This is a genomic window from Clostridium paraputrificum, from assembly GCF_900447045.1.
In the GTDB taxonomy this organism is placed as follows: Bacteria; Bacillota; Clostridia; order Clostridiales; family Clostridiaceae; genus Clostridium; species Clostridium paraputrificum.
In genome coordinates, this window is sequence record NZ_UAWH01000005.1 from 438,147 (window position 1) to 459,452 (window position 21,306).

Consider the following 21,306-nt stretch of genomic DNA (forward strand, 5'->3'; position numbering starts at 1 on the left):
AGGGGAGTATCTATGATTTCAAAAAGAAAGATACTTACTAAGGCTGTAGCTATTACAGTTGTATGTGCAGCAGTTGCAATGGTAGGTGCAGAAAGTATAAGCGCAGATACAAGTGCAAAGACAAAACAGGGTGTAGTACTTAAGACAAGTGAACTTAAGGTTAATAAAGTAATTGTGTCACCTAAAAAGGTTGAAGAACAAAATACCGTACAACCTTCAAGATCATCAAACACAACAGGTAAGAAAAATACAAGTTCTTCTATAAACAGAGGAGTGAACAAGTCATCAAGCCAAGTAGCAAATTATGCTTATAACTTCTTAGGAAGACCATACGTATATGGTGCAAATGGACCAAATGCATTTGATTGTTCTGGCTTTACAAGTTATGTATATAGACATTTTGGGGTTAGTTTACCACGTACAGCTAGCTCACAATTTAGTGCAGGAAGTGCAGTGTCAAGAAATAATTTAGCGCCTGGAGACTTAGTGTTCTTCAATACAGTAGGATACTTAGGTCATGTTGGTTTATACATTGGTGGCGGTGATTTTATACATGCAGCATCAAGTGGTAGGGTGAAAATAAGCTCACTTAGTGAGGGATACTACAGAACAAGATATGCAGGGGCAAGAAGAGTATTTTAATTTTTAGTGTATGAATATATAAGGTCTCTACTTAAATTTATTTTAAGTAGAGATTTTTTTTATTCTTTAGGAAAATATAAAGATTTACTCTGTTATAGAATCAAAGATATTATTACAATTTCATATTTAAAAATATAAGGTTAAGGATAATAATTTTATAATTTCATTACTTTAAGTACGAATATTTATCCTTTTTAATTAATATACATAATATTAAAAAAGTAAGGGGGTAGAATATGAGATACACAAGATATGACTATAAGAAGAAGGGTGGAGGAGGCTTTTTTTTATGGATTCTATTAATCATTATTTTAGCAGTAGCTATAGGAATTACTATATTCAAAATGTTTTTTAGTGATGGGGAAATAAGTAATCCATTGAAAGTGCCAAATAAAAATCAGCAAGAAGAAGGCGTTAATACAGATGCGGATAGTAATATATTTAAAGTAATTCAATGTGGATTGTTTTCTAAAGAGGAAAATGCCAATAGCGCCTTAACAACATTACCTTCTTCTATGACTGGATTTGTAATTCAGGAGGAAGGTAAGTTCAAAGTTATGGCTGGTATCTATATTGATGAAGAAAGTGCAAAAAAAACAGAAGAGCTAACTAAAGCATCAATTAATAACTTTACTATTAAGTGCTCTATACCAAAGGACTCTTCAGAAAAAAAGATAGAGGCACAAATAATAGAGGGATACTTGCAGATAATAAATAAGTTTGAAGAAAGTGACGTGAAATCAGTAAAAACGGTTGATTTTAAAAAGTGGACAGAAGAAACAGCGGCAAATATAAAAAGTCCTAGTGAAGAAGTTCAAAACTTGGTAAAAGTTATTAAAGAATTACCTGATGAATATACTAAAAAGGATGTTAAAGCATCTAAGGATTTCTTATATAAATTGCTCATAAAATATCGAGTATAGTAAAATCTTAAGAATAAATTAAAATGCATTAGAATTAAATGAACATACTTGTTTATAAGTATATATAATGATAAACTATATTAGGTGTAGTAATGCTTACAACCATTTACTACACCTAAGATTTTATAAAAAATGCAAAAAAAAATATGTCTATAAAATGATAAAAATGGCAATACTATTTGATAGTATACTTTAGGAGTGAGAAAATTGAAGATAGTATTAGCTTCAGCTTCTGAAAGAAGACAAGAATTATTATCTAGATTAGTTGAAGAATTCGAAGTTATTATAAGTAATTTTGATGAAAATAAGGTTGTTTTTAAAGGAAATGTAAAAGAATATGTAGAAAATATAGCTTTAGGTAAAGCTATAGATGTACAAAAGAGTATACATGAAGACGCAATTATAATAGCAGCAGATACAATCGTAACTTTAGATAATAAAATTTTAGGTAAGCCTAAAGATGGGACAGAGGCTTTTAGTATGCTTAAAGATTTAAGCGAAAGAACACATAATGTTTATTCTGGAATTGTATTAATAAATACAAAGACAGGGAAAATTATAAAAGATTCCTTATGTACTGAAGTGAAGTTTTCAAAGCTTAAGGATGAAGAGATAATTAAATACATAGAGAGCAAAGAACCATTCGATAAAGCAGGAGCATATGGAATTCAAGGTAAGGGTGGTATTTTTGTAGAAGAAATTAAAGGATGTTACTATAATGTTGTAGGTCTTCCTTTAAATAAGCTTAAAAGTATGATGGATAAAATAGTATAAGGGGTGGGGAATCTAATTTAAGAGGAGTGTGTAAATGGACAACAATCTTAAGATTTTAGATTTACCATTAAGTGAAAGACCTCTAGAGAAATTACTTTCTTTAGGAGCGGAAAGTCTAAATAATTCAGAGTTATTAGCAATAATATTAAGATGTGGCGTTAAAGGAGAAAATGTTCTTTCTTTAAGTCAAAGAATATTATGTGAGTTACAAGGCTTAGACGGTATTATGAATGCATCATACGACGAAATAACTTCAATAACAGGAATAAAAAAGGTTAAGGCATCACAGATATTAGCTGTAGCTGAACTTTTTAAAAGATTTAATACTCTAAAAAGTAATAGAATTGAAGTTGGAATATCAACTCCAAAGGATATATATAAATTACTTATGAATGAAATGAGTTATTTAAATCAGGAAGTTTTAAAGTTAGTAGTATTAAATACTAAGAATAAAATTATAAAAGTCAAGGATGTATTTAAAGGTAGCTTAAACACATCTATAGTACATCCAAGAGAAATTTATTCGGAAGCTATAAGATGTGGTGGAGCTTCAATCATAATATGTCATAATCATCCATCAGGAGACTCTACTCCTAGCAAGGAAGATATTAACATAACCGCAAGGATAAAAGAGTGTGGTAAAATAATAGGAATAGAATTATTAGATCATATTATTATTGGAAATAATGAATATACAAGTTTAAAAGAAAAAGGAATTATATAACTGAAAGGGGAAAAATACAATGGGATTTTTTGGAACAAGTAAAGACATGGGAATAGATTTAGGTACTGCGAATACTCTTGTTTTTGTAAAAGGAAAGGGAGTAGTTTTAAGAGAGCCTTCAGTTGTTGCTATAAATAATTTAACAAAGAAGCCTTTAGCAGTAGGTGCTGAAGCTAAACTTATGATTGGTAGAACACCAGGGAACATAGTTGCAATAAGACCTTTAAAGGATGGAGTTATAGCTGACTTTGATGTTGCTCACACTATGATTAAATCATTAATTGAAAAGGCTGCTAGTAAGAGTGGATTTAAAGCACCTAGAATTATAGTATGCTATCCATCAGGAGTAACAGAAGTAGAAAAGAGAGCTATTGAAGAAGCAACAAAGCTTGCAGGAGCAAGAGATGTTATCTTAATGGAAGAGCCAATGGCAGCAGCTATAGGAGCTGGACTTCCAGTAAGTGAACCAACAGGAAGTATGATAGTAGATATTGGTGGAGGAACTACTGAAGTAGCTATTATATCTCTTGGAGGTATTGTAACTAGTAAGTCATTAAGAGTTGCTGGAGACGAATTAGATCAAGCAGTTATAGCTTATATTAAGAAAGAGTATAACCTTATGATAGGTGAAAGAACTGCAGAGCAAGTAAAGATGGAAATTGGATCTGCTTACAAAGTAGAAGATGAAGATAGAATAATTGAAATTAAGGGAAGAGACTTAATAACAGGTCTTCCAAAGATTATTGAAGTTTCAGAGTCTCAAATAAGAGAAGCTCTTAAAGAACCTGTATATGCAATAATTGAGTCTATTAAAACAACATTAGAAAAAACTCCACCAGAACTTGCAGCTGATATTATGGAAAAAGGAATAATGCTTGCAGGTGGAGGAGCTTTATTAAAGGGATTAGATGTGTTAATTGGAAAAGAAACAAATATGCCTGTTCATATAGCGGAATCACCTCTTGACTGTGTAGTTCTAGGGGCAGGAAAAGCTCTAGAGGATTTCGACAAAATAAGTAGAGAAGAAAGATAGAGCATAATATATGAAGCTTCTTAAGAACAAACTGACAGTAACTATTATAGTGCTGTCAGTTGCATTTTTAGGGTTAATTACCCTTACTGTTAGTAGAGAAGATAAAGGATTTGAAAGTGGAGCAGGCAGCACTTTAAATCCAGTTCAAAAAGTTGCATACGGTTTTAATAGAGGTGTAAAAGATTTTGTTGACTTCTTTTTAAATTTTTCAGATGTTAGAGATGAAAATAAAGAATTAAAGAAAGAAAATGATAAGCTTAAGGCCGAAATAGACGAGTATTCTAAATTGAAAGAAGAAAATGAAAGACTTCAAAAGGTCTTAAATTTTAAAGATGAAAAGAATAACTATGATTATATAGGGACTAATATAATAGGAATTAGTGGCGATAGTATATTAAATGGATACATTGTCGATAGAGGAAAAGACGATGGAATAGAAAAAGGAATGGTAGTAATTTCAGCTGATGGTCTTGTGGGACAAGTTTCTTCTGTAGGGAAAAATTGGGCTATTGTGCAATGTATAGTAAACGAAAATGTAAAGGTTGCTGTTATGGTAGACAGCACTAGAGAAAACACAGGAATACTACAAGGCTACAAAGATTATTTTAATAATAATTTAGCTAAGGTTCTTAATCTTCCGATAGATTCAGAAGTAAAAGAAGGAGATGTTATAGTTACTTCAGGACTAGGAGGATATTATCCAAAAGAAATTAAAATTGGTGAAGTAGTTTCTGTTGAAGAAGATAGGGTTAGAGTAATGAAGAGTGCTATAGTAAAACCTTATGTTGATTTTAATAAAATAGAGGAATTATTTATAGTGGCTCCAAAAGATAAAAGAGAAATAAAATATGACTAAGAGGTGTGAGATATGAGGAGATTTATAATAGTATTAATATCAATAATATTATTGATATTAGATAATTCATTGTTACCCTTTATATCTATAAAAGGTATATATCCAAGTCTCTTGTTTATATTTGCAATAGCCTATTCTATAATTAATGGAAAAAAAGAAGCAGTATTTATAGGAGTAATAAGTGGATTATTACAAGATATATTCTTTTTTAATGGATTTGGAATTAATGCATTAGTCAATATGTTATGTTGTCTTTTTGCAGGATTAGTTGGTGAAGGTATATGGAGAAATAAGAAACTTATTCCTGTAGGAACTATGTTTGTAACTACTTCATTAAGAGTGTTTGGAATCTTTATTATAATGTATTTATTAAAAATTAAAGTAGATGTGTTAAGAGGTATTTTTGCTGGACTTTACAATTCTATAATTATGTTTTTTGCTTATCCTTTATTTTATAAGTTTTTATATAATGATGAGGAAAAAACAAAGTGGAGGTTTAAATGATAGTTAATAAACCCAATAAGAAAAAACAATTATCAAGATATTCTGTCTTACTAATAATTATGGGAATTATATTTACAGTGATGACAGTAAAGCTTCTTTATATTCAAGTATATAAACATGATGATTATAAGGAAAAGGCGGATACAACATCAACAAAATTTGTATCAGAAAAGGCGCCAAGAGGAATTATATACGACCAAGATGGAAATGTTCTAGCTACAAATAAGCAAACTTATTCAATAAGCTATACGTCTACAGATTTATCAAACAAACAATTCTTTACTACTATGGATGAAGTTTTTAAGATACTTAAGGATAATGGGAAGACTTTTGAAGATACTCTCATATTAAAGTTAAATGATAAAAATCAGTGGTATTTGGAATATAAAAATAGTGATGATGATTTAATTAGGATAGAAGATTTAAGATTTAAGAAGGATAGAAATTTTGATGCTGAAGTACAGAAGAAATTATATCCTGACGTTGATGAGCTTAGTGATGAACAAAAAGCTAAAATAGATGAGGAGTTAGTTAAAATTACACCTCAACAAATCTATTATAAGCTTGTTAAGGATTATGGATTAATTAGTTTAATATATCCAAATCCTACAAAAGAAGAGGAAGATATGATTAAAAACATGTCTGGAGAAGAAATTGCAAAAGTTGTATCTGAAAAATATAGTCTTACACAACAAAGAGATTATATTGTAATAAAAGATGCATTAAAAATGAGAAGTTATAGTGGATATAAATCTGTAACAATTGCAAGCAATATAGAAAAAGATATATACTTCAATATTATGCAAAGACTTAATGACTTACCAGGTATTGATGTTGTTCAAGAGCCAATTAGATATTATCCATATAAAAATACTGCATCATCAGTATTAGGATATTTATCTTCTATAGATACATCTCAAAAAGAGAATTATGAGCTAAGAGGATACGATGCATCTTCAGACCTTATTGGTATTTCAGGAATAGAAGCAGCCTTTGAAGAACAATTAAAAGGTGTAAAAGGTGGGACTACAGTAAAAGTAAATTCTACAGGTAGAGTAACTGAGGAGTTATTTAAGCTAGAATCTTACCCAGGAAATAATGTTCATTTGACAATTGATAAAGATGTTCAATATGCTGCAGAGCAAGCATTAAAAGATAAGATGGAAGAGATTAAAGCAAAGAATAATGGTGAGTTTAACACAGCTAATAGAGGAGCTGTAGTAGCAGTTGAAGTGAAAACTGGAAGAATACTAGCATCTGCATCATATCCAGATTTTGATCCTAATTTATTTGCTATACCAGGACAGCTTACTACTGATGAGTATAAAAAGTATTTTAATCCGGATCTTGAGGCATTTGGAAAAGAACTGATAAAAACTAAAAACTTGAAGGATGTTACAGTAGATGATTTATTTCCAGACTATGGAGATGGTAAAGGAAGAAGAGATATATACGATTTATATCCTAGATCTTTCTTTAACTATGCAACACAAGGTTTATTACCACCAGGATCTATTTTTAAGCCTTTAACTGCAGTTGCTGGTTTAGAAGAAGGGGTTGTAAATCCAGATACAATAATCTATGATAAAGGAAAGTTTACTGAGCATTCAGATGTATATGGAAGCTTTCAACCAGAGTGTTTAATATATACTACTAGGCATCAAACTCATGGAGCTGTAGACGTAGGAAAAGCACTAGAAGTTTCATGTAACTACTATTTTTATGAAATTGCTTATAGATTATATCAAAAAGCAGGTGGTGGTGTTAATGCTATGGACACTATTGCAAGATATGCATGGAAGTTTGGTCTTGGATATGATGTTAATAGTAAAACTGAGAGAGGAACTGGTATAGAAATAGAAGAAAGAATTGGGCAAGTATATAGTTTTGATGCATATAAGGAAAATGCAATATATTATGCTAAGTTTGATTTGGCAGCAGCTTTAGAGAGTGGTTCATATGAGAATATGTATAATTTTATTCCTTTTGATTATTCATATAGGGATGAAGATAGCGAAAAAGTTTATAATGCTAAAAAGAGTTTAAAAGATAAAGTGGAATCTGCATTTTGGAAGTTAGGTACTGATGAAGAAATAACTAGCAATGAAGAACTTGCAAAAACTTTAGTAGACGATATTAAAACTATAATGAAAAATTCAGATGTATATAAGAAAAATGTAGAGGAATATAAATCTAAAGGTAAAACTTATAATGAAGCAGCTCAAGCAAATACTATAGCAGAAATTATTGCTAGATTTATAATAAATGATAGAGGTACTGTTATAAAGTCTCCAGCTCAAGAAGTAAACTCATCTATAGGTCAAGGTATGAATAACTTTACCCCTATGGAACTTGCTGGGTATATTGCAACTTTAGCTAATGGTGGAACAAGATATAAACTTCATTTTGTTGATAAAATAACCACACCAGATGGTAAGGTGGTTCAAGAATTTCCATCAGAGGTAGTAGAAAAGATAGATATGAAACAATCTACTATAGATGCAATTAGAGATGGTATGAGAAGAGCAAACAATGAAGATGGAGGAACAGCAGCAGCTGCATTTAGAGGATTCCCAATAGAAACAGGTGGTAAAACAGGTACAGCTGATTTTAGGGATAATCAATCTGATATAGGAAGAGCACCTTATGCAACATATGTCAGTTTTGCACCATTAAATGATCCTGAAATAGCGTTTGTAGGGGTTATTTATGATGGAGGACATGGATATTATACTGCGTCAGTAGCTCGTGCTGTTTATGAGGCATATTTTAAAGATAGATTACCAGAGGGATATACTTCTGAAAGTTATCAAAAATATGTAGTAGGAGCTCCAGCGGACAATAAGTCAAGTAATTAATTTTAATAAGAAACATTTAAAGGAGAAATCACGTTATGATTTCTCCTTTTTTTATCGTAATTAAATATTACCAGTTTCAGCAAATTTATGATAATGTCTACAAAATCATAATATTTAATGATATAATAAAATAGATTTCTTATAATAAGAAGGAATGCAATATTTTTTGTTGAATTATATAAGTGCTAGTAATTGGTGGAGGGTAGCCAATGGGAAATGATAGAATAATTATAAAAGGAAATAAAGAAGGATTAAATGCAATAATAAATATAGATAAGTTTGGCAACTTTGAAGAGATGTTAGATGCATTAATAGAAAAACTTTCAAAAGGAAAGAAGTTCTATAAAGGATCAACTTTATGCATAACAACAAAGCTTTCCTCTTTAACAGAAAAAGATGTAGAAAGTTTAAAAGTTGTTTTGTTTGAAGAGATTGGTATAAAGGATATAGTGTTTGAAGATAAGGATATAAAGGATAAAGAATCGGAATCAAAAATATTTAATGGAGTTTATGAAGGAAGAACTAAGTTCATTAGAAAGACTGTAAGAGGTGGACAATGTGTTGACTTTCAAGGAAACATTGTAATTGTTGGAGATGTAAATAGTGGTGCCGAAGTATATGCAGGGGGCAATATAATTGTTCTTGGTAGTATAAAAGGAAATGTGTATGCAGGAGTTGGAGGAAATAGAAAAGCTATAATAGCAGCATTTGCACTTCAACCTGAAATTTTAAAAATAGGAGATATAATAACAATTTCTCCAGATGATTTTGAAAAGCCTAAATATCCAGAGGTGGCAAAAGTAAAAGATGATGCCATAATTGTTGAACCGTATTTAACTAATAAGTATATATATTAAAGTGTGGAGGGATTCGTAAATGGGAGTATCGATAGTAATAACATCAGGAAAAGGTGGCGTTGGAAAAACAACAACAACAGCTAACCTAGGTACAGCATTAGCTGCATTAGGGAATAAAGTTGTAGTTGTTGATGGTGATACAGGATTAAGAAATTTAGATGTGTTAATGGGATTAGAGAATAGAATAGTATATACAATTGTTGATGCTATAGAGGGAAGATGTAGATTAAAACAAGCTTTAATTAAAGATAAGAGATTTCAAAATCTATTCTTACTTCCAACAGCACAAACAAAGGACAAGGATGATATTAGTCCACAACAAATGTTAAAGTTAGTTAATGAATTAAAGAAGGATTTTGACTATATTCTTATAGATTCACCAGCAGGAATTGAGCAAGGTTTCGAAAATGCTGTAATTGGAGCTGATAGAGCAATAGTTGTAGTAAATCCAGAAATTACTTCAGTAAGAGATGCTGATAGAGTAATTGGTAAGCTTGATGCAAAAGGATTAGAAGATCATGGAGTAATAGTAAACAGACTAAATTATGAAATGACTAGAAGAGGGGACATGTTAGATGTTTCAGATATAATTGAAACTCTATCAGTAAAGCTTGTTGGGGTTGTTCCAGATGACAAAAATATTACTGTGTCAACTAATAAGGGGGAACCAATTGTTTTAGAAGAAAAAGCTTATGCAGGTGAAGCGTTTAGAAATATAGCAAAGAGAATTACAGGGGAAGATGTTCCTATAATGGATTTACAAGAAAATTCGGCAGGATTCTTTGGATCTTTAAAGAAGTTATTTGGACGTAAATAAAGGAGGGACTGAGAATATGGGACTTTTTGATGGTTTTTCAGCAAAAATTAAACCCAAAGAGGTTGCAAAAGATAGACTAAGATTAATACTTATTCATGATAGAGGAGATATTCCTGGAGAAACCTTAGATAAAATGAGAGATGAAATATTAGAAGTATTATCTAAATATATAGAAATCCAATCAGATGACGTAGAAATTTCTGTTACTAAGAGTGAGTGTATTGAAGGAGATGCCCCTTCGTCTTTAGTAGCTAATATTCCTATTAAAGCTGTAAGAGGAAGATAGAAGAATTTCGAGCTTTGCTCGAAGTTCTTCTTATTTTTGGTAGAAAAAAATTAATATTTTCTTATATTTTGTCATATTATATTTATTTTATAGAGAAAAAGGCAATAATAATATATAATTATGTTTGTAATCTCTGAAAGTATGGAGGTGTAACATTGGAGAGAAGAGATAGAATTTTAAGTAGATATAAATTAGATTTTAAGCTTATTAGAGAGATAGATAAGGGACTACTATTTTCAGCTATAGCACTTATGCTGTATGGAATGCTTAACATATACTTATGTACAAAGGGCGATGTAGCACCATTCTTTTTTGTAAAGAAACAATTTATGTGGTTTATTATATCTATGGTTGCTTTATATTTTTTAGTGGCAGTAGATTATTCTGTTATCTATAGATATGTACCTGTTTTTTATTGGGGTTCAGTTATTTTGCTATTATGTGTATGGATCCCTGGGATTGGTGTTAAGGTTAATGGAGCTAGGGGGTGGATTAATATAGGAATATCGAATCTTCAGCCTGCAGAGCTGGCCAAGTTTGGTATTATTTTAATGGTAGCCAAACTCTTAGAGGAAATGGACTATGAGGTTAATAACTTAAGAAATATAATTAAGATAGGTATTTACTGTATGATACCAGTAAGCTTGATTCTTATTCAACCAGATATGGGAATGACAATGGTTTGTTTCTTTATAGTTTTAGGTATGTTATTTATTGCAGGGTTAGATAGACGTATAATAATAGGTGGATTCTCTGCATTACTTATTGGAGTAGTTGTTTTATGGAATTCAGGATTAATATTACCTCACCAAAAGGCAAGAATAACAGCTTTTATGAATCCAGAAACAGATACATCAGCTCAAGGATATCAGTTAAATCAATCTTTAATTGGTATTGGATCAGGAGGGGTTGTAGGAACAAGACCATCATTAGATCCAGAGGTTTCTCCTGGATATGCAGGTACTCATGTTCCGGAAATTCAAACAGACTTTATATTTGCAGCTATAGGAGAACAATGGGGATTTTTAGGAGCCATGCTGTTATTATTACTGTATGGAATACTAATTACTAAAATGATTAACATAGCAAGAAAAGCAAAGGATAGATTTGCATCATTAGTTTGTATTGGACTAGTATCCTATTTCTTATTTGCCATAACTCAAAACATAGGTATGACAATAGGACTTATTCCTATAACAGGTATTACATTACCACTTATAAGTTATGGAGGAAGTTCTTTGCTTACAACAACAATGGCTGTAGGACTAGTTCTAAACATAGGTATGAGAAAGAAAAAGATACATTTCTAAGAATTTAGGGGGATGAGATTATGAGAGTGGCATTAATTGCTCATGATAAGAAAAAGGAAGAAATAATTAACTTTGCAAAGAAGCATAAGGATATTTTGAAAAATCATGAACTTGTAGCGACGGGAACTACAGGATTAAAAATTAATGAGGCTACAGGATTAAAAGTTCATAGATATTTATCAGGACCATATGGTGGTGACCAGCAAATAGGTGGAAGTTTAGCTGAAGGAGACATAGATTTAGTAATCTTTTTAAGAGATCCTTTAACAGCTCAACCACATGAACCAGATGTTTCAGCATTAATTAGAATCTGTGATGTCCATAAGGTACCAGTTGCAACTAACATAGGAACAGCAGAAATTCTAATAAATGAGTTAGCAAAAAGATAGTTAAAAGAGAAATTGCTTAGCAATTTCTCTTTTTTAATGCTATAAATTAAATAATTATTACAGTTTTAGAAGTAATATGGATATTGGGGGTCTTTAAATATATAATTAAGCTAGTAAAATTATGGAGATGAGAAAATGCTGAATACTAATAGGGTTATACAAAGATATAAATTGGACAGTAGATTTGCTAAAGAGATTGACAAGGGGATATTAATATCAATGTTATTATTAATAATGTTTGGGATACTAAATATATATTTATGTACTAAGGGAGAAGTTTTTCCTGTACTTGGGCCATTTTATTTTACTAAGAGACAAATTATATGGTTTTTAATTTCTATGGTAGCTCTTTACATAATATTAACTGTAGATTACAGAGTTATTTATAATTATATTCCTATAATTTATTGGGCATCAGTAATATTATTACTGATGGTATGGATACCTAAGGTGGGTGTTGAAGTTAATGGAGCAAGAGGATGGATAGATTTAAAAATTTGTCTGTTCCAACCATCTGAAATAGCTAAGTATGGAATTATATTGATGGTAGCCAAGCTATTAAATGAGATGGATTATAAGATTAATGATATAAGAAATTTACTTAGATTAGGGGTTTATATAGCAGTTCCAGTATTCTTTATATTGTTACAAAGGGATATGGGAATGACAATGGTATGTTTTTTTATAGTGCTTGGAATGTTTTTTATAGCAGGTTTAGATAAGAGAGTTATAATTGGAGGCTTATCCGTTTTAGCTATAGGAATTGTATTTGTTTGGTACTCAGGATTACTTGGAGGATATAGGGCTGATAGAATAAATTCTTTCTTAAATCCAGAGGAATATGCAGATGATTTATCATATCAATATACTCAAGGAGTTATAGGAATTGGAGCAGGGGGATTAACTGGAATTGATAAATCCTTTGATTCTGATATTGATCCTGGATATGCAGGAACTAATGTACCAGAAATACAAACAGATTTTATATTTTCAGCCATAGCAGAGCAATGGGGTTTTATTGGAGGAGTATTTGTTTTACTTTTATATGGAGTGTTAATTACAAAGATGATAGTAATTTCAAGAAATTGTGGAGATAGATTTGCATCTATAGTTTGTGTTGGAGTTATATCTTATTTTATGTTTGCAGTTACACAAAATATAGGTATGACTATAGGGCTTTTGCCTATAACAGGTATAACGTTGCCTTTAATAAGTTATGGAGGTAGCTCTTTATTAACTACTGTAATTGGTGTAGCAATGGTCTTAAATATTTCTATGAGAAAGAAAAAGATACTTTTTTAAAATGGAAATTGCTTAAGCAATTTCTTTTTTTTAATGTCTAGGAAAGTATAAAATTTCAATTGGCTATAACTCAAAGGTATTATTATAATTTCATATTAAAAAAATATAAAATCAAGGATAGTAAGTTTATAATTTCCTTACCTTTAGTAGGCGTGGAGTGGATATTTGTTTTGATGTGACTTGGAGCGTAGCGACGGAACAAACAAAATAAATATCCACTCCACATTTTTTATTAAAAGTTATTAAACTTTTCTCTAAAAAATTGAGTTAAATTATGACATAGGAATATTAACCATATAGTGAAAATATAATTTATTAGTAAAACTACTAGGAGGAAAGAGATGGGAGAGTACAAGTCGCAATACGAGAAATACTATAAAAACTTAAGGAATAAGGTACCGGGGAAAACACCTAAACCAGCTTCTTCTTATGATTATTTAGGAAGAGGAAAAAGTAGTAATAATAGAATAGAAAATAGGTTTGTAAAAAAGTTTATTTTTCAACTTGCTGGAGCCTTAATCCTTTTGATGATTTTTATGGGAATAAGGGTGATTCCTATAGAGGGTGCAAAAGAAGCGTATATTGTAACTAGAGAAGCTTTAGATAAGAATTTTGATGTTGAAGAAGCAGTAATGGCCATGAATATACCTGGGGTGGAGGATTATAAAGAAAACATTTTAGACTATATAGATAATTTTAAGAGTTTTGTAACAGGTGATAAAACTCTTAAAGAAGATATAAAGGATAACTATGTAATACCAGTAGTAGGGACAGTATCTCATTTATCAGGTGAAAATGTAGGAATTATAATACAGACAGATAGTGAAATGGATGTTATTGCAAGCTTTGATGGAAAGATAAGAGAAATTAAGGAAGATGGAGATGAAAAACATATAATAGTTGACCATGGAAATGGTATAGAGACATACTATGGATTAATTTCTACCGTTGATGTTAAAGAAGGAGATAAGGTAGAAAAGGGACAGTTAATAGGTAAAACAGGGGTGTTAGACTCTGAAGGAACTAAAGGAATAGTATATAAGATAAGTTATATGGGGGTTGAAAAAGATCCAGTAGAAATGATGGATTTTTCATCCTTAAAGAGCGTTTAGTTGTTAGCAATCCTTAGGAGTTTTAAATGGACAGAAAAAGAAAGAAGCTAATATTAGAATTTATATTCTTATTAGTAATTTGTACTTTAAATAAGCAAATGTTGGTTGGTTTTATATGGGTTATACTGCATGAGGCAGTTCATATCTTAGTAGCAAATAATTTTGGGCTAAGATTAAGTAGTTTTAAAATTCATATAACAGGGGCAGGAACAGAGATAGATGATATCGATGATTTATCAGAAAATAGAAAACTGATTTTATATGTTTCTGGACCCCTGTTTAACTTTGTTTCAGCAATGGTATTAATATTTTTAAAGAGTGAATATGGATTAAATGTTGAAAGTAGCATATGGATAAATCTTGGGTTACTCTTCTTTAACATGTTGCCAGCGTATCCTTTAGATGGTGTAAGAATATATGAGATACTTTTAAGTAAGAAAATCTTATATAAAAAAGCAAAGAAACTTTTAGTAAGAGCTAGTTTTATGGTAGCTGCATTTATTATGATAGGTTTCTTATTAACAATATACATACATAAGGTCAATATTAGTTTGCTTTTAGCATCAGTTTTATTAACATATACAACCTTCTTAGAGAACGAAAAAACTATTTATATAATTATGGGAAGTATAGTAAGAAAGAGTAGAAGGTTAATTAGTGATGGGTATATAGAGAATAAAAGTATTTCTGTCTATTACAAGAGAGATTTAATTAAGGTTTTAAGCCTAGTAGATAGGAATAAGTTTAATTCTTTTTTTGTTTTAGATGATGATATGAGACTTTTAGGAATAATTTATGAAGACGAACTTATAAAGACCTTGAAGGAAAGTGGTAACATGACCCTTGAGGAACTATTAGTAAGTAAAAAGAATAAAAAAGATTAGAAAGAGAAGTTGCTTTGCAATTTCTCTATTTTTTTTTGTAAGTTCTCCTAATTGACAGATTATTTATATAACTACTATATTGGATTGATTAAAAATTGAAGTGTTGACAAAAACTGTATAAAGGGTGTATATTGTGAATATATGGTATACACACTTAAGGAGGTGTATGAGTGAAAATAATTTTAGATTATACAAGTGATTTGCCGATGTATGAACAAGTAGTAAAAGGAATAAAGGATTTAATTATAGATGGTAGTCTAAAGGAAAACGATTTACTACCTTCTGTTAGGAAGCTATCTCAGGAGCTTAATGTTAGTACTATTACTATAAAAAGGGCTTATTTAGAATTAGAGAAGGCCGGAATAACATATTCTGTTTCGGGGGTAGGCACCTTTGTGAGAGTTAAGGATAATGAAGAATTAATTAATGAAAATAAAGAAAAGTTATTTTGTGAACTTGATGATATAGTAGGGAAATTATTAGATGGTAAGTGTACAAAAGAAGAGATAATTAAAAGGGTTAATAAGATTTTGAGGGGGAATTGAAATTATGGAGAATTTATTAGAGATTAAGGATTTAAGTATTGAGTTTAAGGATTTTTCTTTGAAAAATGTATCATTTTGTGTTCCAAGAGGAACAGTTTTAGGATTTATAGGTCAAAATGGTGCTGGAAAAACCACTACATTAAAGCTTATTCTAAACAGTTATAAAAGGGCTTCAGGGGAAATAAGAGTTCTAGGAAAAGATAATATTAAAGATGAGGTTTTTGTAAAGAACAATATAGGTTATGTACCAGCAGAAAGTTATCTTATAGAGAATAAAACAATTGAAGAACATGAAGAAACCTTTGAGTTTTTCTACGATAAGTGGGATCACAAGGTTTATATGGAGTATATAAAGAAGTTTGGTATAGATATGAATAAAAAGTGTGGAGATTTATCTACTGGTATGAAGACAAAAGCTATGTTAGCTTTAGCATTAGCACATGACCCTCAAATCTTAATTTTAGATGAGCCAACATCAGGGTTAGATCCAGTAGCAAGGCTAGAATTTCTTGATATGCTTAGAGATTTTGTAGGAGATGGGGAGAAATCTGTTATTTTATCAACTCACATTACCTCTGATTTAGATAAGGTAGCAGACTATATAGCATTAATTCATGAAGGAAGAGTTTTAGAATTTGATTCTATGGATAATATCCAAGAAAGTTTTGCTATAGTTAAGGGAGATTTATCTGAGATTGTTGGCTATGAAGATGACTTTATAGGTATAAAAAAGTGGGATAATTCCTTTGAGGGGTTAATTAAAAGAGAAAAATTAGTAGGAGAATTAAAGAATTTAAGAACTATAGTTCCTAATATAGAAAATTTCTTATCATTTCATATTTGGGGTAATAAGAAATGAAGAGAAGATTTAAGAGAATAGCCTTAATGATGGATTTTGTAACTGATGGAAATAAGAATATTGTATCCTTTGTCTGTTTATTTATAGTATGCCTTTTGGGAATGATGTTTTTTAAAATGCAGTTTGATTCAATTGCTTATGATATTCAGCATGAATTCATTATAAATAATAGTTTTATATTAAATAATTTACTTCGTATGTATTCACCATTTGCTGGTGTTCTTGTATCAATTATACAATGGGCTCTACCTACACAAAAAAACAATAACAAGTTATCAAAAATATTTGAAATTCTTCCTGCTAAAAAAGGAGAAATATTTCTTGAAGGAGTTATTAATTTATTATTGGTTTCAATATCAATTCTTGTATTATATTTTAGCTTATATGCTATTGATATAAATAACTTTTATGGAATGGGTATAAGAGGAATGTTATGTGTAATTATGATTTTAATATTTATATATCTAACTTTTATAAATATAACTAGATTCTTTAGAAATGAGAAGCCATATAAAAGAGTAAAAATAATTGGTTTTATATTGGTACTTTTAATTTATTTAATTCCAGCATTATTTAGTTTAATTAATTATGAAGATGAAATTAATAATATAGTAAATACAATTCATGGAAGTAGTTTTGTTCAAACCTTAGGTAATAAGAGCGTTGGTGTTATTGTAGGGGCAGTATTGTTTAGTATTTATTTTATATTTAACTATTGGTATGTAAAAAGACAGGTATATAAGTACTAAATTTCATAAAAAGTTACCCAATAAGGTGATTAATAATATCTGATTTGGAGGGGGCAAAGTGAAGGATAGAATTAAGAGAGTGTTATATACTATGAATTTATCTATGGATGGCAAGGGGAGAACAAGTATTAATTTATATCTAATACTTTATTTAATTTTAAGCATTGTAAGTATGAAAGTTATTAAATATACCTTTAAGAATATTTATGAGTTTTCATTATTTTCAGAAGTATATGCAGAAAATTTCAATGTTTTAGTTGAGGCTGTAGATATTATTTCTTTAATATCTACAAGTGTTTTCTTTGTAGTATTCTGGGTTTTGCCAAAGCAAAAGTATGAGTGTCAAATAACTAAAATGAGTACATTTCTACCTATAAATAAAGAAGAGTTGGTAATAAGTAGATTTTTAAGCTTTGGATATGCATTTTTATTATTACTAATTCCTTATATAGGTATGTTTAATATTAAGATGGAAAATTCTTTGATTATAGAAGTAAGGGGAATAATAGCAGCTTTTATAATAATGGCACTGTTATTTTTTACAGTAAAAAACATTGCTAGATTTTTAAAGAGAGGTATAGGGGAAAAGTTAGTAAATATATTTGGACTTATTTTAATGTTAACCCCTTATTTGATTCCCTTAATAATATTCGAAATTACAGGTGATGAAAGTATTTTTTATATTTTTAACTCATCTTTTAATAATAGATTTATTAAAAGTCTTGGGGGAAGTGAAAGTGGGCTATGGTTAGGATTAGCAATCATTATATTAATATTTATTTTTAACTATTGGTATGTAAGAAGACAGGTATATAAAGAGGGGTGAATAAATAGTGAGTTTATTAAAAATATACATTACATTAGCAAAGAAAGGTTTTCTACCTAGTCCATTGCTTGGAATAATGGGATTTGCACTAGTGTTATTTATAAATAATTCAGGGTTAGAATTAGTTGTAGTAATGTTTCCATTAGTAATTGCACTTTTAATTACAGAAAAAGAATATAATTTATTATTTACCCTTCCTATGAAAACACAGGATATTTTAAAACTTAAATATATAAATTCATATGTTCAGGTAATATTAGGGTTTATTTTAGGGGGAGTGGGATTAGCATATAAGGGAGAACTTGAACTAGGATATTTTATATATAAATTATCAGTTGTAATAATAGAATTAAATATTTTATTGTTTTTAAATTCAGATAGGGGATTGAGAAATAATAAAGAAGATGGAGCATTATTAATTCCAGCATTAATGGTAATGATAGCTATCGTATTTTATTACTTAGGAATAGAAAGCGATAAATTCAATATAGTAGATAAGTCAATAATGTATAGTGCAGGCATAGTAATAGCTGTTTTTAGTTGTTTTAATTCATATAAAAAATCTAATGCTATAGTTTATGGTGAGGGGGAAATAAACTATGAGGAAGTATCTTAGTTTAGATTATTACAAGGGAATAAGTGGGGATTTAAGAGCAAGTATATTAACTAATATAGGAAATTTGTTTATATGTATTTGTATAGTTTTTATAGGGATGAGGAGTTTAGAACCTTGGGAAAATGAATATATTATTCAATTTAATTTTAGTGGAGTTCTACTTATATTGCTTAGCATTTCATTAAACATAGGGGATAGACCTGTATTTGGTAGAAAGAGCAAAATATCAGAAGTTTTACCTATAACGGATAGAGATTATTTTATTGTAAATTTTATAGGAATGTTAATTAATATTGGAACAGTTATTTCATCTATAGGAATGTTATTCTTATTTAAATCTGGAGATGAGATGCCTGGATTAAAAGGAATAATAATTTTATATTCTATATTTGTAGTGTATTTAATAACTAAAAAAAATATCCATAAAAGCCTAGGTAAAGATTGTAAGAGAATAAAAATTCTTAATAGATTACTACTTATCCTATTATTTGTGTTGAATATTATAATAATTATAGATATAGGAGTTCCACAAGTTGATATTATAAATGTTAGAGCTAATGAAATACTGCAAACCTTAAGCTCCATGGCAATACCAGAGTTTTTTGGAAGTAGGGGATCTGCAGCTATAGTAGTTATGGGCATTATACTTTACTCTGTTTATTATAGTTACACCTATATAGTTAATGAAAAAAAGGGGAAAAAGTATTTTAATCCTTATTTTCTAGGAGTAGTTTCAGGTGGATTAAAAAATGGAGTAGTTTTTTATATAGTTGAATTTTTTTGTATAGGGGCATCTTTTCTTGTAGGATGGATTAAGGTTATAGATGTCTTAAGCAGTTCTAATCCTTTAATGGAAAATATATTTAACGCGTATATGTTTGTTGTACTTTGTGCTGTTCTAGTTTTGCTGGTTGAATATAGTCAATATAGGGAGAATTTAAAATTTCAAGGTGAAAAGATAAGAGATTATTTACCTATAAAGAAGGAAGATATACAAATTGGTATCTTTATAAGACAACTGTTAGTTTTAGTAGGTTTTTCACCTATAATTATAGTTATGTATGTAATTCAATCAAGTAATGCTTTAGTAATAGGGGCAAGAGGATTATATGTATCTTTTATAATAATGGCATTTATTTTAAATATATTTATGGTAATTAGAGATGTAAAGATTAGTGAAAAAGCTGTTTCAATAATAATGAGAGTAATTATATTTATTGGAATAATATTGGGGGTTAATGGAGGCGGTGATGGGATAAAATTAATATCATATAAGCTAATATCTACGAAGGTATTTCAATTTTTTGGGGGATATTCTGTAGGGGCAATACTTATCCCTATAGTTTTAATTTTATATTGTTATATAAATTATATATACATTACTAGAAAGAACAGAATTTAGTTGCTTTAATTATATATATGGTGGTAAGCTATAAAAGAAAACATTTTCAAAGGCGATGGAGGTTATATAAATGAAGCAAATAAAAATAGCTAATACAGATATGGAAGTATCGCAAATATCTTTAGGGTGTATGAGAATAGCAGGTCTTACTAACAATGAGGTTGAAAGATTAGTAAAGACTGCATTAGATGAAGGAATAAATTACTTTGATCATGCTGATATATATGGAAAAGGGAAGTCTGAAGAAATTTTTTCAGAAGCTATAGGAATGAATAGTTCTTTAAGAGAAAAGATGTTCATTCAATCAAAGTGTGGAATAAATCAAAAGGATGGCAACTATGATTTTTCTAAGGAGTATATTTTAGAATCAGTAGATGGAATTTTAAAAAGACTAAAAACTGATTATTTAGATGCTCTTTTACTTCATAGACCAGATGCTTTAGTAGAGCCAGAAGAAGTGGCAGAGGCGTTTAATATATTAAAGAACTCTGGAAAAGTAAGAAACTTTGGGGTTTCTAACCATAATTCACTTCAAATAGAATTATTACAAAAGTACTTAGATCAAAAGATTGTCTTTAACCAACTTCAATTAAGTGTTACTAACTCAGGAATGATTAGAACAGGACTAAATGTCAATATGGAAAATGAAGCAGGAATAAATAGAGATGGAAGTGTTCTTGATTATTGTAGATTAAATGATATTACAATACAAACATGGTCACCATTCCAGTATGGATTCTTTGAAGGAGTTTTCTTAAATAATGATAAGTTCCCAGAGTTAAATAAGACAATTGATGAAATTGCAGCTAGATATGGGGTTTCAAATACAACAATAGCTATGGCTTGGATTTTAAGACATCCAGCTAAGATGCAAGGTATAGCAGGTACTACAAATGTAGAAAGATTAAAGGAAATTTGTAAGGCATCAGATATAGTTCTTACAAGGAAAGAATGGTACGATATATTTAAGGCAGCAGGAAATACACTTCCTTAAGATAATAAGGTAAGAATAGTTAATATAGATAAGGTGGAGAAATT

The 21,306-nt window shown here is 29.7% G+C and carries 23 protein-coding genes; all 23 read left to right on the top strand.

From position 1 onward, the window contains the following. Nucleotides 1–12: 12 nt before the first annotated feature. The 23 genes from DR024_RS02125 (at nucleotide 13) to DR024_RS02235 (ending at nucleotide 21,262) form a co-directional block, all read left to right on the top strand. Nucleotides 13–642: a C40 family peptidase gene (locus DR024_RS02125; protein WP_027096931.1), complete on the top strand. Its 630-nt coding sequence runs from the start codon at nucleotides 13–15 to the stop codon at nucleotides 640–642. A gap of 236 nt (nucleotides 643–878) precedes the next feature. Next, complete coding sequence (locus tag DR024_RS02130) at nucleotides 879–1,565, top strand: SPOR domain-containing protein (RefSeq protein WP_027096930.1); 687 nt, start codon at nucleotides 879–881, stop codon at nucleotides 1,563–1,565. Between the two features lie 207 nt (nucleotides 1,566–1,772). Continuing rightward, the gene (locus DR024_RS02135) at nucleotides 1,773–2,339 is read left to right on the top strand and encodes a Maf-like protein (RefSeq protein ID WP_027096929.1); all 567 of its coding nucleotides are present in this window, start codon (nucleotides 1,773–1,775) and stop codon (nucleotides 2,337–2,339) included. Nucleotides 2,340–2,373: 34 nt separating this feature from the next. Further along, nucleotides 2,374–3,063, top strand: coding sequence for a RadC family protein (radC, locus tag DR024_RS02140; RefSeq protein WP_027096928.1), 690 nt, complete (start codon nucleotides 2,374–2,376; stop codon nucleotides 3,061–3,063). Nucleotides 3,064–3,082: 19 nt separating this feature from the next. Continuing rightward, nucleotides 3,083–4,096, top strand: coding sequence for a rod shape-determining protein (locus DR024_RS02145; protein ID WP_027096927.1), 1,014 nt, complete (start codon nucleotides 3,083–3,085; stop codon nucleotides 4,094–4,096). Between the two features lie 10 nt (nucleotides 4,097–4,106). Further along, the gene (mreC, locus tag DR024_RS02150; protein WP_027096926.1) at nucleotides 4,107–4,952 is read left to right on the top strand and encodes a rod shape-determining protein MreC; all 846 of its coding nucleotides are present in this window, start codon (nucleotides 4,107–4,109) and stop codon (nucleotides 4,950–4,952) included. A gap of 12 nt (nucleotides 4,953–4,964) precedes the next feature. Further along, the gene (gene mreD / locus DR024_RS02155) at nucleotides 4,965–5,456 is read left to right on the top strand and encodes a rod shape-determining protein MreD (protein ID WP_111918084.1); all 492 of its coding nucleotides are present in this window, start codon (nucleotides 4,965–4,967) and stop codon (nucleotides 5,454–5,456) included. Then, nucleotides 5,453–8,314 carry a penicillin-binding transpeptidase domain-containing protein gene (locus DR024_RS02160; RefSeq protein ID WP_027096924.1) on the top strand — a complete coding sequence of 954 codons (2,862 nt, stop codon included), beginning with the start codon at nucleotides 5,453–5,455 and terminating at the stop codon, nucleotides 8,312–8,314. The genes mreD and DR024_RS02160 overlap by 4 nt, the downstream gene beginning before the upstream one ends. Nucleotides 8,315–8,523: 209 nt before the next feature. After that, nucleotides 8,524–9,171 (top strand): septum site-determining protein MinC, encoded by a 648-nt coding sequence (minC, locus tag DR024_RS02165; RefSeq protein ID WP_027096923.1) that lies wholly within the window; start codon nucleotides 8,524–8,526, stop codon nucleotides 9,169–9,171. 19 nt (nucleotides 9,172–9,190) lie between these two features. After that, nucleotides 9,191–9,988: a septum site-determining protein MinD gene (gene minD / locus DR024_RS02170; RefSeq protein ID WP_027096922.1), complete on the top strand. Its 798-nt coding sequence runs from the start codon at nucleotides 9,191–9,193 to the stop codon at nucleotides 9,986–9,988. A 16-nt stretch (nucleotides 9,989–10,004) separates the two neighbouring features. After that, nucleotides 10,005–10,274: a cell division topological specificity factor MinE gene (gene minE / locus DR024_RS02175; RefSeq protein ID WP_027096921.1), complete on the top strand. Its 270-nt coding sequence runs from the start codon at nucleotides 10,005–10,007 to the stop codon at nucleotides 10,272–10,274. A gap of 173 nt (nucleotides 10,275–10,447) precedes the next feature. Then, nucleotides 10,448–11,584, top strand: coding sequence for a rod shape-determining protein RodA (gene rodA, locus DR024_RS02180; protein ID WP_027096920.1), 1,137 nt, complete (start codon nucleotides 10,448–10,450; stop codon nucleotides 11,582–11,584). Nucleotides 11,585–11,604: 20 nt separating this feature from the next. Next, complete coding sequence (gene mgsA, locus DR024_RS02185) at nucleotides 11,605–11,973, top strand: methylglyoxal synthase (protein WP_027096919.1); 369 nt, start codon at nucleotides 11,605–11,607, stop codon at nucleotides 11,971–11,973. Between the two features lie 135 nt (nucleotides 11,974–12,108). Then, nucleotides 12,109–13,275, top strand: coding sequence for an FtsW/RodA/SpoVE family cell cycle protein (locus DR024_RS02190; protein ID WP_027096918.1), 1,167 nt, complete (start codon nucleotides 12,109–12,111; stop codon nucleotides 13,273–13,275). Nucleotides 13,276–13,616: 341 nt separating this feature from the next. Further along, a complete protein-coding gene (locus DR024_RS02195; protein ID WP_027096917.1) occupies nucleotides 13,617–14,387 on the top strand; it encodes a M23 family metallopeptidase in 771 nt (256 codons plus the stop codon). Between the two features lie 26 nt (nucleotides 14,388–14,413). Beyond that, nucleotides 14,414–15,271 carry a site-2 protease family protein gene (locus DR024_RS02200; protein ID WP_027096916.1) on the top strand — a complete coding sequence of 286 codons (858 nt, stop codon included), beginning with the start codon at nucleotides 14,414–14,416 and terminating at the stop codon, nucleotides 15,269–15,271. Between the two features lie 170 nt (nucleotides 15,272–15,441). Beyond that, a complete protein-coding gene (locus DR024_RS02205) occupies nucleotides 15,442–15,816 on the top strand; it encodes a GntR family transcriptional regulator (RefSeq protein ID WP_027096915.1) in 375 nt (124 codons plus the stop codon). A gap of 4 nt (nucleotides 15,817–15,820) precedes the next feature. Beyond that, the gene (locus DR024_RS02210) at nucleotides 15,821–16,675 is read left to right on the top strand and encodes an ABC transporter ATP-binding protein (RefSeq protein ID WP_027096914.1); all 855 of its coding nucleotides are present in this window, start codon (nucleotides 15,821–15,823) and stop codon (nucleotides 16,673–16,675) included. Continuing rightward, nucleotides 16,672–17,424, top strand: a complete 753-nt coding sequence (locus tag DR024_RS02215; RefSeq protein WP_027096913.1) for a hypothetical protein — start codon at nucleotides 16,672–16,674, stop codon at nucleotides 17,422–17,424. Before DR024_RS02210 ends, DR024_RS02215 begins: the two co-directional genes overlap by 4 nt. Nucleotides 17,425–17,482: 58 nt before the next feature. Further along, nucleotides 17,483–18,250, top strand: coding sequence for a hypothetical protein (locus DR024_RS02220; RefSeq protein WP_027096912.1), 768 nt, complete (start codon nucleotides 17,483–17,485; stop codon nucleotides 18,248–18,250). Nucleotides 18,251–18,257: 7 nt separating this feature from the next. Then, a complete protein-coding gene (locus tag DR024_RS02225) occupies nucleotides 18,258–18,866 on the top strand; it encodes a hypothetical protein (protein WP_027096911.1) in 609 nt (202 codons plus the stop codon). Then, nucleotides 18,850–20,268, top strand: coding sequence for a hypothetical protein (locus tag DR024_RS02230; RefSeq protein ID WP_111918086.1), 1,419 nt, complete (start codon nucleotides 18,850–18,852; stop codon nucleotides 20,266–20,268). Before DR024_RS02225 ends, DR024_RS02230 begins: the two co-directional genes overlap by 17 nt. Nucleotides 20,269–20,338: 70 nt before the next feature. Continuing rightward, nucleotides 20,339–21,262, top strand: coding sequence for an aldo/keto reductase (locus DR024_RS02235; protein ID WP_027096909.1), 924 nt, complete (start codon nucleotides 20,339–20,341; stop codon nucleotides 21,260–21,262). The last annotated feature ends 44 nt before the right edge of the window (nucleotides 21,263–21,306 follow it).